Source organism: Microbispora amethystogenes (assembly GCF_016863015.1).
In the GTDB taxonomy this organism is placed as follows: Bacteria; Actinomycetota; Actinomycetes; order Streptosporangiales; family Streptosporangiaceae; genus Microbispora; species Microbispora amethystogenes.
Genome location: NZ_BOOB01000038.1, coordinates 118891 through 132237 on the forward strand (window position 1 = coordinate 118891; position 13347 = coordinate 132237).

The following is a 13347-nucleotide window of genomic DNA, read 5'->3' on the forward strand; positions in this document are numbered from 1 at the left end:
CCCGCGATGGCCTCCGAGGAGCCCTGACTGACCGCTTCTGTGACGAATGGGACCTACGTGACCTGGAGCTTTGCTCGCGCCTTACTCTAGGGTGCCATTGGGCTTACCTCTCATGCCGCTTGTGGTCAGTTGACCGCATGGCCCGTTCCAAACGGCCACAGTGGCTGTGCGGCACTTCCGCGAGAGAGGGAGCTTCCGTATGGCACGTGGCGGAACAGGCCCCCGGAACGGGATGCCTCCCGGGGTGCGCCCGCTGACCGTGGGCGACCCGGTGATCATCGGGGGCTACCTGCTCCTCGGCCGGCTCGGCGCCGGTGGCATGGGCGTGGTCTACCTCGCGGAACATCCGGGCGGCGGATACGTCGCGCTGAAGACGCCGCATCCGGTCCACCTGTCGGACCCGACGCTGCGGGCGCGCTTCGCCGAGGAGGCGGAGTTCTCCCGGAGGGTGGCGCCGTTCTGCACCGCCGCCTTCGTCGAGGACGGCCTCGACGGCGACCGCCCCTACATCGTCACCGAGTACGTCCCCGGCCCCGCGCTCTCCCAGGTCGTCGCGGCGTACGGCCCGCTCACCCCCGACCTCGCGTACGGCGTGGCCCTCGGCGCGGCCGCCGCGCTGGCGGCGACCCACGAGGCGGGGCTGGTGCACCGGGACCTCAAGCCCGGCAACGTGCTGCTGTCCCCGCGCGGGCCGTTCGTCATCGACTTCGGCATCGCCCGCGACCTCGACGTGGCGATGTCGCACACGCAGGCCGGGCAGATCATGGGCAGCCCGGGGTGGGTGGCCCCGGAACGGCTGCGGGGCCGTCCCGCGATCCCCGCGTCGGACGTCTTCTCCTGGGGGTGCCTGGTCGCGTTCGCGGCGACCGGGCTGCATCCGTTCGGCGCGGGCGACCCCGAGACGCTGACCCGGCGCATCCTGGTGGAGGAGCCGCGGATCTCGCCGGTGCCGGGGCCGCTGCGGGAGGACGTGGCGGCGGCGCTGCGGCGTGACCCCGCCGAACGCCCGGACGCCGCCCGGCTGCTGGCCTCCCTGCTCGCGGCGGGCGGCGTCCACACGACCGCCGATCCGCGGAGGGCGGTCGCCGCGGTGCTGGAGGAGATCTGGCAGCCCGTGGCCTACCCGGCGGACACCCGCGGAGGGGCCGCCGTCGGCACTCAGGACGGCTGGCCGGAGGGGCACGGCGAGCACCCGCAGCCGGGCAGGGCGGCGCGGCGGCGGGCGGCCCGGTCAAAGGCACAGGCGCGGGCCCAGTCAAGGGAGCAGGCGAAGGCGCGGTCGGGGGCGCAGGCGTCCCACGCGGGCTTCGCCGCGCTCGCGACCGTCACGATCGCCGCGGTGACGGTGGTCGCGGCGGGCACCGGCGCGGCCCGCATGGACCGTACGGCGGATCCGCCGCCGGCGCAGCCCGTGGTGATCCCCGGGGACGGCGCCACGCCGCCGCCGGATGTGCTCAGCACCTCCCGGCCGCCGGTGCGGCCCGTCAGCGCTCATCAGCCGAGGGCGACGGTTACGGCCACGCGTACGATGCCGCCGCCCGCGGCGGCGACCCCGGACGAGCAACGGGCCACGGCGGTGCCCTCTCCGCCGCCGGACGGCGGGGGCGTGCGACCTCCGCCGGAGGAGCACTGCGCGCCGGGACGGCACGGGGACTGTGATCCCGGGCGGCCCTCTCCGCCGGAACAGCCCAGCTCTCCGCCGCCGTCGCCGGAGATCACCACCGAGCCGCAGTGGGGTGACGGGGAGTCGCCCCAGCCGAGCTCGGGCCCGCCGTCGGAGAGCCAGCCACAGGCCGGTCAGCCACAGGCCGGTCAACCCCAGGCAGGTCAAACCCAGGCAGGTCAAACCCAGGCAGGTCAGCCGCCGGGGGTCGTCGCCACCCCCGCGCCGTCCTGGCCCTGAGGCCGTCCACTTCCTGGGACGGCGTCGTGAGCAGGCGCGTCCATGCCCCATGCTTTGGGGTCATGGACGCAGCTCTCGAACTCGACGACGTGACCGTCCGCGTGGTCGGCCGGACCCTGGTGGCCGGCGCCGACTGGCGGGTGGAGCACGGTCAGCACTGGGTGATCCTCGGGCCCAACGGCGCGGGGAAGACCACGATGCTCTCGGTGGCCGCGGCCGTACGGCACCCGACCTCCGGGACGGCGACGGTGCTCGGGCGGCGGCTCGGCCGCACCGACCTGCGGGAGCTGCGGCGCAGCATCGGCCTCGTCGCGGCCAGCCAGCGGCTGGTGGACGAGGCGCTGCTGGAGGAGGAGGGCGCGACGGCGCTCACCGTCGTCCTCACCGGGCACACGGGGACGAGCGCGCCGCTGTGGGACCGGTACGGCGACGAGGAGCGCGAGCGGGCCCACCGCCTGCTGTCCGACCTCGGCTGCAAGGACCTCGCCGACCGGAGGTTCCGGGTGTGCTCCCAGGGCGAGCGGGCCCGCGTGCGCGTCGCCCGGGCGCTGATGGCCGACCCCGCGATCCTGCTGCTGGACGAGCCCTTCGCGGGCCTCGACCTGCCGGCCAGGGAGGACCTGATCGAGGCGCTGGAGGACCTGGCGCGGGCCCGTCAGGCCCTCACCACGGTGATGGTCACCCACCACCTGGAGGAGGTGCCCGCCACCACCACGCACGCGCTGCTGATGCGGGACGCCCGGATCCTGGCCGCCGGTCCGGTCGGGGAGGTGCTCACCGAGGCCCACCTGTCCGAGTGCTTCGGACGGCGGCTGCGCATCGACTCCCTGGACGGCCGCTGGTACGCCCGCGCGCCGCGCTGAGCCGGGTGGGCGGGCCCAGTCGTCAGCGCCGTCGTGGGCGCCGGCTGTGGGGCAGGCTGTGGGGTCGGGCCCGCCGCGGCTCCTGCTCCCGCCCGTACGGGCCCTCGCGAGAGTGCTCGTACGGGAGGTGGGCGCGGAGTCCGCGGCGGGCCCCGGCTGTCGCCCGGTCGCGGGGCGATGGGCCCGCCGGGTCAGCGGGTCGCGGCGAACTGCGCCTCCTCCGTGGAGCCCTTCAGGGCCGTGGTGGAGGAGTCCGGCGCGATGGCCGTGCTGACCAGGTCGAAGTAGCCGGTGCCGACCTCCCGCTGGTGGCGGGTGGCGGTGTAGCCGCGGCGCTCGGCGGCGAACTCCGCCTCCTGCAGCCCCACGTACGCCGTCATGCCCTCATCGGCGTAGCCGCGGGCGAGGTCGAACATCGAGTAGTTCAATGAGTGGAAGCCGGCCAGGGTGATGAACTGGAACTTGTATCCCATGTGCCCCAGCTCGCGCTGGAACTTGGCGATCGTCGCGTCGTCCAGGTGCGCCCGCCAGTTGAACGACGGCGAGCAGTTGTAGGCCAGCATCTGGTCGGGGTGCTCCCGCTTGATCGCCTCGGCGAACTCGCGCGCCACGTCGAGGTCCGGGGTGGAGGTCTCCATCCACAGAAGGTCGGCGTACGGCGCGTAGGCGAGGCCGCGGGCGACGCAGGCGTCGACCCCGTTGCGGACCCGGTAGTAGCCCTCGGCCGTGCGGTCGCCGGTCGTGAAGGCGTGGTCGCGGGGGTCCACGTCGCTGGTCAGGAGCGTCGCGGCCTGGGCGTCGGTCCGCGCGATGACCAGAGTGGGGACGCCCGCCACGTCGGCCGCGAGACGGGCCGCGTTGAGGGTCTTGACGTGCTGGCCGGTCGGGACGAGCACCTTCCCGCCGAGGTGGCCGCACTTCTTCTCTGAGGCGAGCTGGTCCTCCCAGTGCACGCCCGCGGCGCCCGCCTCGATCATGGCCTTCATCAGCTCGAACGCGTTGAGCACGCCGCCGAACCCGGCCTCGGCGTCGGCCACGATGGGCGCGAGCCAGTGCGGCGCGTTCTCCTCGCCCTCCGCCCAGGAGATCTGGTCGGCCCGCAGCAGCGCGTTGTTGATCCGGCGGACCACGGCGGGGACCGAGTTGGCCGGGTAGAGGCTCTGGTCGGGGTAGGTGTGACCGCTCAGGTTGGCGTCGGCCGCCACCTGCCAGCCCGACAGGTAGACGGCCTTGAGACCCGCCCTCACCTGCTGGACCGCCTGGTTGCCGGTCAGCGCGCCGAGCGCGTGGACGTAGTCCTCGCTGTGGAGCAGGCTCCACAGGCGCTCCGCGCCGAGCCGGGCCAGCGTGTGCTCCTCCCGCACCGAGCCGCGCAGGCGGACGACGTCCTCGGCGGAGTAGGTCCGCCGGACGTCCCGCCATCGCGGGTCGGTGTCCCATTCGTGCTGTAGCCGCTGGGCGGCTGCGGTGAGCCGATCGGACATCCCGTTCACTCCCTTGTTGCGTACTTCGTCGTCACCTGGGGCTTGCTTCCGAGTTTGTGTCGATATCAAGAGACCAGGCAAGGCGACTTGCGCCGAAAGAGTGAGAATTTTTCTTCCTATGATGAAACTGATGAGTATTCTCTTGCGAAGAAGTGGCAAGTTTTCCGTATGGACTAGACCAATCCAGCCGCGCAAGATCGCCTAGTTGTGGAAGAATCGCGGATTTTCCGCGTAGGATCTGGGCATGACCTCCGTCCTGGGCGAAGAACCGCTGTCTTTGACGCAGGAGCTCGATCTGCTGGCCTTCGGCCAGCGGCTCAGGCACCTGCGCAAGCAGCGCGGCCTGACGCTCTCCGAGCTCGGCGACCGCGTCGGCCGCGCGCCCAGCCAGCTGTCCCTGCTGGAGAACGGCAGGCGCGAGCCGAAGCTGTCCCTGCTGAAGTCGCTCGCCGCCGCGCTCGGCGTACCGGTGGAGGAACTGCTGCGCAGGCAGGCGCCGAACCGGCGGGCGCAGCTGGAGATCGCCCTGGAGGAGGCCCAGCGCGACCCGCTGTACGCGAGCCTCGGGCTGAGCCGGCTCAAGGTCTCCGCGCGGGTGCCCAACGACGTGCTGGAGCACATCCTCGGCCTGTACGAGGAGCTGCGGGCCCGGGAGGCGAAGGGCACGGCGACGCCGGAGGAGGCGCGGGCGGCCAACGCCGAGCTACGGCGCATGCAGCGGGAGCTGGGCAACTACTTCGAGGAGATCGAGAAGGCCGCCGCCGACGCGCTGACGGCGGTGGGCTACCGCACCGGCGCGTTGTCCGAGAGCACCGTGCAGGCGCTGGTGTCCCACTTCGGGTTCACCGTGCACTCCGCGCCCGACCTGCCGAGGTCGGCCCGTTCGGTGACCGACCTGCGCAACCGCCGCATCTACGTCAAACGCCAGCAGCTCGGCATGCACACGCCCCGGACCGTGCTGCTGCAGACGCTCGGTCACATCGCGCTCCAGCACCACAAGCCGCGCGACTTCGCCGACTTCCTGCGCCAGCGGGTGGAGGCCAACTACTTCGCCGCCGCCGTGCTCGTCCCCGAGACGGCGGCCGTGCCGTACCTGCGCGAGGCCAGGCAGGACCGCGCCCTGTCGGTCGAGGACCTGCGCGACGTCTTCGCGGTGTCCTACGAGATGGCCGCCCACCGGTTCACCAACCTCGCCACCCGCCATCTCGACCTCGTCTGCCACTTCGTGCGCAACGACGCCGGAGGGATCATCTACAAGGCGTACGAGAACGACGGCATCGTCTTCCCCGCCGACGAGCAGGGGGCGATCGAGGGCCAGCGGCTGTGCCAGCAGTGGTCGGGCCGCCAGGTGTTCCACTCGCCCGACCGGTTCTCGCTGTACTACCAGTATTCCGACTCGCCCACCGGCACGTACTTCTGCGTCGCCCACGTGGACCCGTCGCAGGAGAAGGACTTCGCCATCACGCTCGGCGTGCCGTACCGGGAGTCGCGGTGGTTCCGCGGCCGGGAGACCACCCACCGGACCAGGTCGAACTGCCCCACCGGCGAGTGCTGCCGCCGCCCGCCCGCCGAGCTGGCGCAGCGCTGGGAGGGGTACGCCTGGCCCTCGGCCCGCGCCAACTCCCACGTGCTGGCCGCCCTGCCGCCGGGGTCGTTCCCCGGCGTCGACGAGGCCGACGTGTACGCGTTCCTCGAACGCCACGCCACCCAGACCTGAGCCCGTACGCCACACAGATGACCACGGACGGAGAACTGGCCCTCACGGCGGCTCAGGCGGGAGCGGCCGTCGTGCGCGCCATGTACGGGACGTCGCTGACGCGCTTCGACAAGGGCGGGGACGACTTCGCGACGGCGGCGGACGTCGAGGCGGAGAAGGCGATCCTCGACGTCCTGCGCGGCGCCCGGCCGTACGACGGCGTGGTCGGCGAGGAGAGCGGACGCACCGGCCCGCACGGCGCGGAGCGCGTCTGGCTGGTCGATCCCCTCTGCGGCACGCTGAACTACGCCGCCCGGAGCATGCTGGTCGCGGTGAACGTCGCCCTGCGCGCGGGATCGGAGGTGACGGCGGCGGCCTCGGCGGACCCGTTCGCCGGCGAGGTGTTCTGGACGGACGGCGTCGACGCCTACGCCCGCCGCGACGGCGAGGACCAGCGGCTCACGCCGTCGTCCGGCTCACGGCTGGTGGACGTCAACCTCGATCCGCCGTTCCCGAACGCTCCGGACTTCCGGGCGGCCCGGCTGCTCGCCGACGCCGGGTTCGCCGGGCGTTTCCGCCCGCGCGTCGTCTCCACCACGCTGGCGGTGGCGTGGGTCGCGGCCGGCCGGAGGGCCGCGTACGTCACCGACGGCCACCTGCGCGACAGCGTGCACTTCGCCGCGGGGATCGCATTGTGCCGGGCCGCCGGGTGTGTGGTGACCGGTTTGCACGGTCAGCCGCCGCACACCGGGGCAGGCGGGCTCGTCGTGGCGGCCGACCGGGAGACGCACGCGGCGTTGCTGGAGATCATCGGCAGGCAGGCCTCCCGGGAGCGGTAGTGAGAGCCCCAAGGCCGACCCGCCGGGGTCAGCCCCGGACGGCGGCGCGGACGAACTCCATCAGGTGCCCGCGCAGCGCCTCGCGGCCCTCGGGGGTCGTCGCGTCCTCGCCAGCCGTGATCCTCGCGAGCTGTGGCATGGCGCTCGGCCACATGGCCATGCCGATGAGCGTGAACAGCGTGCGGGCCATCGCCGCGTCGGGCTCCCGGCCGAGCCCCGCGGCCAGGGAGACGGTCTTCGAGTGGCACTTGTCCACCCGGCGCTCCTGGCCGGGGAGCAGGGCGTCCTCGCTCCGGTAGTGCAGCGCCTCCCACATCATCAGCCGTACGACGTCGGGGTGGGCGGCGTAGTAGTCGAACAGCCTGCTCACGTAGTCGGCGGGGTCGTCGCCGGGCATCGCGACGGCCTCGGTCGCCTCGTCCAGCGCCGCCGCGACGACGGTGTCGAACAGCTTCTCCTTGCTGCCGAAGTGACCGTAGATCCGCTCCTTGTTGACCCCCGCCCGATCGGCGATGCGGTCCACCCGGGCGCCCGCAACGCCGTACGCCGCGAACTCCGCGCGCGCGGCCTCCAGCAGGGCGGCCTTGGTGGTGGCGGTGGGGTCCTTGACGTCTTTGCGGGGCGGCATCGGCCTTCCTCCGTGTTCACGAGCGAGCGGGGGACTGACGGTTCGGGAGGTGACGGTTCTCGGGAGCCGACGCGCCCAGCATACCGATCCGGCCACCAACTGGTTGGTTGACATCCAACCGGTTGGTTGGCTACCTTCCCGGCCATGAGCACATCGACGTCCGCCCTCCGTCCACCCGCTGCCGCCGACGCGACCTACGCGCCGCCGCGCCGCACCGTGGCGGCGTTCGTACCGGCCGGGCTCCTCGCCACCGGGCACCTTTACGTCGTGATCCCCCTGCTGGCCCGGATGTCGGCCGAGTGGGGCGCCCCCGCCGCCGTCCTGACCTGGCTCGTCAGCGCGTTCGGCCTCGGCTACGCGGGCGGCTTCCTGCTCTTCGGCCCGCTGTCCGACCTGTACGGCAGGCGCCGCGTGATGACCTGGGGCATGGCGGCCACGGCGGTGACCACGGCGTCGGTCGCGCTGAGCCCCGGGCCGGGGGCGGCGCTCGCCCTGCGGGTGATCGAGGGCGTCACCACGGCCGTCTTCGCCCCCACCGCGTTCGCGTACATCGCCGAGCGCGTGGAGCCCCGCCGCCGGGCCGTGACGATGACCTCCGTGGTCAGCGCGCTGTTCGCCTCGGCCGTGGTGGCCCAGCTCGCCGGCAAGGCCCTCGCCGACCTGCTCGGATGGCGGCCGGTCTTCCTGCTCGGCGGCGCGGCGTTCGCCGTCATGACCGTGGTGCTGCGGCGGGTGATGCTGCCCGACGCGGCCCGCGAGGCCGGAGGGAACCCCTACGCCGCCGTGCCGGTCCTGCTGCGCGACCCGCGCCTGGTGCTGATGTACGCCGCCACGCTGACGGTTCTCGGCGCGTTCGTCGCCCTCTACACCGCGTTGCAGCTGGAAGGCCCGGCGGGCATCGCCGGCGACCCCTCCGCGCTGCTGGCGCTGCGGGCCACCGCGCTCCCGGCGATCGCCGTCATCCCGTTCGTGACGCCGTACCTCACCCGGTTCCGCCCGGCGCGCCGGGCGGCGGTGATGCTCGGCGCCGCCGCGGTGATCGCACTCGTGGTCGGGGTGACCGCCCCCGGCGTCGCGGGGCTGGCGGTGCTGCTGGCCGCCTTCGCCTTCGCGATCGGAGTCACGGCCCCCGCCGTGATCGAGACCGTGGGTCTGCTCGCCGGTCCTGCTCGGGCCACCGCCGTCTCCCTGTTCACGTTCTTCCTGTTCACCGGGGCGAGCCTCGGCCCGGTCGCCGCCTCGGCCGCCGCGCCGTACGGCTTCGCCGCGCTCATGTGCGGCGTGGCGGGGGTGCTCGCGCTGGGAGGGGGGCTCGTCCTGATCGCGTCGCGGGGCCGCGGCATAAGGTGAGCCTTGTCGGATGTGGCGGACGGGGGAGGGCGCGTGCTGCCTGAGGTTGAGGCCTGGCTGGCCCGGCGTACCTCGTCGGCGGCGGACTGGCCGGTCCGCGCCCTGCTGGCCGCCAAGGGGGACAGCAGGATCTCGGTGGTGCTGCCCGCCAGGAACGAGGCGGAGACGGTCGGGGAGATCGTCGCCGCGGTCCGCCGCGACCTGGTGGAGGCCGTCCCATTGGTGGACGAGCTGGTGGTGATCGACTCCCGGTCGGCGGACGGGACGGCGGAGCGGGCGTTACGCGCCGGCGCGAAGGTCTTCGCGCAGGACGAGATCCTCCCCGAGCTGCACGACCCGCGATTCGACGGGAAGGGCGAGGTGCTGTGGAAGTCCCTCGCCGTGACCACCGGTGACCTGGTGGTGTTCGTCGACGCCGATCTGCGCGAGTTCCGGACCTCGTTCGTGACCGGCCTGCTCGGGCCGCTGCTGGCCGACCCCTCGGTCGCGTACGTCAAGGCGTGCTACGACCGGCCGCTGCTCGGGGCGGCCGAGCCGAACGCGGGAGGCAGGGTCACCGAGCTGGTCGCCCGGCCGCTGCTCAACCTGCACTGGCCGCTGCTCGCGGGGTTCGTGCAGCCGCTCGCGGGCGAGTACGCCGGCCGCCGCGCGGTCCTGGAGCGGGTGCCGTTCGTCACCGGGTACGGCGTGGAGCTGGGACTTCTCATCGACCTGCTCGACCAGGTGGGGCTCGACGCGCTCGCCCAGGTCGACCTGGGGCGCCGGATCCACTCGCACCAGTCCACGGAGGCGCTCGGCGGGATGGCCGGGCAGATCATGCACACCGCCTGGGCCCGGCTGGAGCGCCAGGATCGGATCATTCCGCTGCACGAGCCGTCGTCCCGGATGGTGCAGTTCGAGCGCGGCCACGCCGGGCACCGCGCGGTCACGCGGGACGTCGCGGTGGCCGAGCGCCCGCCGATGGCGACGGTCCCGCAGTACGCGTCCCGACTGCGCTGAGCGGCGCTCCCTCGGTGGTGTTACCGTTGGTAACACTGTGGAGAGGAGAGGCCCCGATGACCTTCTGCCCGGAGTTGAGCGGCGACGTCCGCGAGGTGCGCGACTGGGTCCACGAGTTCGCCCGGGACGTCATACGGCCCGCCGGGGCGGAATGGGACGAGCGTGAGGAGACGCCCTGGCCGGTGATCCAGGAGGCCGCCAAGATCGGGCTGTACTCCCTGGACTTCTTCGCCCAGCAGTGGTTCGAGGAGTCGGGGCTCGGCCTGCCGGTGGCGTTCGAGGAGCTGTTCTGGGGAGACGCCGGGATCGGCCTGTCCATCGTCGGGACCGGCCTGGCCGCCGCGGCCCTCGCCTCCAACGGCACCCCCGAGCAGATGGGGGAGTGGCTGCCCGAGATGTTCGGCACCCCCGACGACGTCAGGCTCGGCGCGTTCTGCTCCTCCGAGCCCGACGCGGGCAGCGACGTCGGCGCGATCAGGACGCGGGCCGTCTACGACGAGGCCACGGACGAGTGGGTCCTGAACGGCGTGAAGACCTGGGCGACCAACGGCGGCATCGCCGCCGTCCACATCATCGTGGCCACGGTCGACCCGTCGCTGGGCACCCGGGGACAGGCGTCCTTCGTGGTCCCGCCCGGCACGCCGGGCCTGTCGCAGGGCCAGAAGTTCAGGAAGCACGGCATCCGCGCCTCACACACGGCCGAGGTGGTCCTGGAGGACGTACGGGTGCCCGGCCGGTGCCTGCTCGGCGGCAAGGAGAAGCTGGACGAGCGGCTGGCCCGGGTGCGCGCCGGGGCGCGGGCCGGCGGGCAGGCCGCGATGCGCACGTTCGAGACCACCCGTCCCACGGTCGCCGCGATGGCCGTCGGCATCGCCCGCGCCGCCTTCGAGTACGCCCGCGACTACGCGCGCGAACGCGAGCAGTTCGGCCGGAGGATCGGGGAGAACCAGGCCATCGCGTTCCTGCTCGCCGACATGGCCACCCGGGTGGACGTCGCCCGCCTGATGACCTGGCGAGCCGCCTGGATGGCCCGCCAGGGCAGGCCGTTCCAGCAGGCCGAGGGGTCGATGAGCAAGCTGGTCGCGAGCGAGACCGCCGTCTGGGTGACCGAGCAGGCGATCCAGATCCTCGGCGGGGCCGGCTACACCCGCGAGCACCCGGTCGAGCGCTTCCACCGCGACGCCAAGATCTACACCATCTTCGAGGGCACCTCCGAGATCCAGCGCCTCATCATCGGCCGCGCCGTCACCGGCCTCCCCGTCCGCTGATTCCACCCTGGCCGTCATCCACGCCGGTCAGTGCGCTGTGGTGGGGTGGCGCCACAGTGAGCCGGACCGGCGGCCGGGCAGTGCGACGGTCGCGATGTGCTCGAACCCGCACCGGGCGTAGTACGCCTGCAGCGGGATCGCCTCGCGGGCGACGTTGAGCCACACCCACGGGAAGCCCTGGCGGCGGGCATGGTGGATGGTCCACTCGATCAGCATTCGGCCCAGCGTGCCCGGTGGCGGCGTGGGGACGTCCCAGCCGGGCGGCTGGTGCGGGTGGGGGCGTACGACGGCGAGCCTGTGCAGGATCAGGGCCTTGTCCTCGACGGGGTCGAGGCCGGCCGCGCCGAACTCGGGGTCGGGGCACTGGTCGACGGCCAAGGTGGCCTGCGGCCAGCGGCCGGAGTGTTCGACCAGCCGGATCGCGCCACTGGTGATGCCGGGGGTGACGCGGTCCGGGCCGAACCCGGCTTTGGGCCAGCCGTCGCCCTGATCACGCTCGTGTATCCAGGCGGCGGAGGCGTTGAGCAGGGCAAGGACGGTGCCGGTGTCGTCTGGGACGGCCCGGCGGATGGTGTACGGCGCGGGCAGGGCGGGCGCCGAGCCCTGATATCGCTGCAAGGCCGCTCCCGTGGTCACGTCTGTGGCTGGGCGTGCGAACAGCTTGCCATGGAGCGCGAGAATCCGGGCTCGTCAGCCGACGGCGTCAGAGGAGGATTCCGCCGGCCAGGAACTCGTTCAGGGCCGCGATGATGATCTCCCGCGCCTCCGGGCGCGCGAGGGCGCTCGGCTGCAACGACGGGTATTTTCCATAGTCGGCGGATTCGAGCTGGTCGCGGAGACGGGCCGCCCCCGGAAGAATGGCCAGCCTTTCGGCGAGCCGCGCCATGCGCTCCCGTGATGCGCCGTGATTGCGTACGGAACCGAAGTTGACGGCCAGGACGGACTTCGCGGGGCCGGTGTAGACGCTCCACACGGAGGCCTTGTCGGAGCCGAGATTGAACCAGGCGGTGACCGAGGGATACGCGCCTTCGCCGAAGTAGTACTCGTGGAAGGACGGGTGGCTCTCGGCGTGACGGTAGACGGCCAGCAGTGTGTCGCGTACGTCGGCGGGGCAGTACTGCTCGACGGCCTGGAGGAAGCTGGGCTCGTCCCAGGTGCGTTTTCCCCGAGAACGGTCAGCTTGTCCTGCTTCGGTGGCCGAGGGGGTGGTCCGGATCGCATCGGGACTCACTTCCGGAAGGGAGTCACCGAGGGCCAGCTGGATGGCGATGGCCATCGTTTCGAGCCATTCGATGGTCGCCTCCGCCTCGTCGGCGGTGATCGGGGTCTTCTGCCCGGTCCGGTCCGGGTCGTGGTCGGCGGTGTGGGCGATGTTGTTCCGGCGCCAGGCGATCTCCCGGAGCCTGGTGCGGACGCCGTCCGCGGTGATCGGGTTCCTGGTGTCCTGGGCGGTCAGGACCTCGGCGACTCTGACCCAGAGGTTCACCTCGCTGACGTGCGCGAACCCTTCCTTGATCTTGTCTGGGTTCTGGAAGGTCATGAAGGAGAAATGCCGCTCCAGGTGCGCACGGAAGGTCTCCCCGAGAGGCTCGTCGTGATGGTGAACCTTCTCGAACAGTTCGACGGGGATGCTCAGGCTGTTGAACTTGCGAGGCCGGGGCAGTTCCGGGGTCAGCGCGAGGCCCATCGCCCGATCCACGATCTCCCGCGTGACCCAGTGGTCGAGGGCCGCCACGGCCTGAGTCCAGGCGGCGCGGTAGAGGTCGGTGACGTCGAAGGAGCCGACCGCGAGCCGCTCCAGATTGCGGCCGCCGTCGACGAGCTGCCGGGCGTACTCGAGGTTCTGCTGGAACTGCTCGAACGCGGCCGGAGTCGGGTCACGCGGAGGCACGGGTGAGGGAGCGTTTGTGTTCTGAGGAGGCAGTCTCCTCGCCCGATATTGACGTGCCAGTTCGCGGTAGAACTCGGTGCCGGGGAATTCCTGGAGCGCGCGGACGCCGGCCTCCGTGATCGCCCAGCCGTTCCGTTTGGTCATCCAGCCGAGCGAGGCGGCCTCTCCCGTGCGGAATCCCAGCTGCGCCCACCAGCGCGCCTGGCCGTGCGCGTTCGGAGCACGGAGTTCCGGGCCGATGGGCACTCGCTCCTCTACTTCTTTGCGCACTTCTCCTGGCGGCAGAGGCCGTCCGGCCTCCCGCAGAAGTTCGAAGGTCGCGCGGAGGATGGGAGAGATCTGATCGGCATAGGCCATGGGGGAGATTCCTGCCTTTCGACTGTCGCCTCCGGCAGGATAAACACGATCCCAAGGGGAAATACCCCG

The 13347-nt window shown here is 72.3% G+C and carries 11 protein-coding genes; 7 read left to right on the forward strand and 4 right to left on the reverse strand.

Features of this window, described 5'->3' with window-relative positions; genetic code table 11:
* Positions 1-199 precede the first annotated feature (199 nt).
* Both Mam01_RS24405 and Mam01_RS24410 read left to right on the forward strand, forming a co-directional pair.
* On the forward strand, positions 200-1903 hold the full coding sequence (locus Mam01_RS24405; RefSeq protein ID WP_204287534.1) for a serine/threonine-protein kinase: 1704 nt from the start codon (positions 200-202) through the stop codon (positions 1901-1903).
* Positions 1904-1965: 62 nt separating this feature from the next.
* Positions 1966-2766 (forward strand): ABC transporter ATP-binding protein, encoded by an 801-nt coding sequence (locus tag Mam01_RS24410; RefSeq protein ID WP_204287535.1) that lies wholly within the window; start codon positions 1966-1968, stop codon positions 2764-2766.
* 191 nt (positions 2767-2957) lie between these two features.
* Here the strand turns inward: Mam01_RS24410 and aceA are convergent, their stop codons facing one another.
* Positions 2958-4250 carry an isocitrate lyase gene (gene aceA / locus Mam01_RS24415; RefSeq protein WP_204287536.1) on the reverse strand — a complete coding sequence of 431 codons (1293 nt, stop codon included), beginning with the start codon at positions 4248-4250 and terminating at the stop codon, positions 2958-2960.
* 244 nt (positions 4251-4494) lie between these two features.
* Here aceA and Mam01_RS24420 point away from each other — a divergent pair, with 244 nt between their 5' ends.
* Together Mam01_RS24420 and Mam01_RS24425 are read left to right on the forward strand one after the other, a co-directional pair.
* Positions 4495-5967, forward strand: a complete 1473-nt coding sequence (locus Mam01_RS24420) for a helix-turn-helix transcriptional regulator (protein WP_239101569.1) — start codon at positions 4495-4497, stop codon at positions 5965-5967.
* A gap of 17 nt (positions 5968-5984) precedes the next feature.
* Positions 5985-6785: an inositol monophosphatase family protein gene (locus Mam01_RS24425; RefSeq protein WP_204287537.1), complete on the forward strand. Its 801-nt coding sequence runs from the start codon at positions 5985-5987 to the stop codon at positions 6783-6785.
* 28 nt (positions 6786-6813) lie between these two features.
* On the opposite strand, the gene Mam01_RS24430 is transcribed toward Mam01_RS24425, so the two are convergent.
* Positions 6814-7413 (reverse strand): TetR/AcrR family transcriptional regulator, encoded by a 600-nt coding sequence (locus Mam01_RS24430; RefSeq protein WP_204287538.1) that lies wholly within the window; start codon positions 7411-7413, stop codon positions 6814-6816.
* A 144-nt stretch (positions 7414-7557) separates the two neighbouring features.
* On the opposite strand from Mam01_RS24430, the gene Mam01_RS24435 reads away from it, so the two are divergent.
* The 3 genes from Mam01_RS24435 to Mam01_RS24445 are packed head-to-tail and all read left to right on the forward strand — an operon-like array spanning position 7558 to position 11030.
* Positions 7558-8763: an MFS transporter gene (locus tag Mam01_RS24435; protein WP_204287539.1), complete on the forward strand. Its 1206-nt coding sequence runs from the start codon at positions 7558-7560 to the stop codon at positions 8761-8763.
* Positions 8764-8796: 33 nt separating this feature from the next.
* Positions 8797-9762: a glucosyl-3-phosphoglycerate synthase gene (locus tag Mam01_RS24440; protein WP_204287540.1), complete on the forward strand. Its 966-nt coding sequence runs from the start codon at positions 8797-8799 to the stop codon at positions 9760-9762.
* Between the two features lie 56 nt (positions 9763-9818).
* Complete coding sequence (locus tag Mam01_RS24445) at positions 9819-11030, forward strand: acyl-CoA dehydrogenase family protein (protein ID WP_204287541.1); 1212 nt, start codon at positions 9819-9821, stop codon at positions 11028-11030.
* A gap of 27 nt (positions 11031-11057) precedes the next feature.
* Here the strand turns inward: Mam01_RS24445 and Mam01_RS24450 are convergent, their stop codons facing one another.
* Positions 11058-11648 (reverse strand): GNAT family N-acetyltransferase, encoded by a 591-nt coding sequence (locus Mam01_RS24450; RefSeq protein WP_204287542.1) that lies wholly within the window; start codon positions 11646-11648, stop codon positions 11058-11060.
* Between the two features lie 85 nt (positions 11649-11733).
* Positions 11734-13191, reverse strand: a complete 1458-nt coding sequence (locus Mam01_RS24455; RefSeq protein WP_204287543.1) for a hypothetical protein — start codon at positions 13189-13191, stop codon at positions 11734-11736.
* Positions 13192-13347: the final 156 nt, after the last annotated feature.

Coding starts and splice junctions, on each gene's coding strand:
- Mam01_RS24445 (WP_204287541.1), top strand. CDS start 9,819: ATGACCTTCTGCCCGGAGTTGAGCGGCGACGTCCGCGAGGTGCGCGAC.
- Mam01_RS24430 (WP_204287538.1), bottom strand. CDS start 7,413: ATGCCGCCCCGCAAAGACGTCAAGGACCCCACCGCCACCACCAAGGCC.
- Mam01_RS24420 (WP_239101569.1), top strand. CDS start 4,495: ATGACCTCCGTCCTGGGCGAAGAACCGCTGTCTTTGACGCAGGAGCTC.
- Mam01_RS24425 (WP_204287537.1), top strand. CDS start 5,985: ATGACCACGGACGGAGAACTGGCCCTCACGGCGGCTCAGGCGGGAGCG.
- Mam01_RS24435 (WP_204287539.1), top strand. CDS start 7,558: ATGAGCACATCGACGTCCGCCCTCCGTCCACCCGCTGCCGCCGACGCG.
- aceA (WP_204287536.1), bottom strand. CDS start 4,250: ATGTCCGATCGGCTCACCGCAGCCGCCCAGCGGCTACAGCACGAATGG.
- Mam01_RS24410 (WP_204287535.1), top strand. CDS start 1,966: ATGGACGCAGCTCTCGAACTCGACGACGTGACCGTCCGCGTGGTCGGC.
- Mam01_RS24405 (WP_204287534.1), top strand. CDS start 200: ATGGCACGTGGCGGAACAGGCCCCCGGAACGGGATGCCTCCCGGGGTG.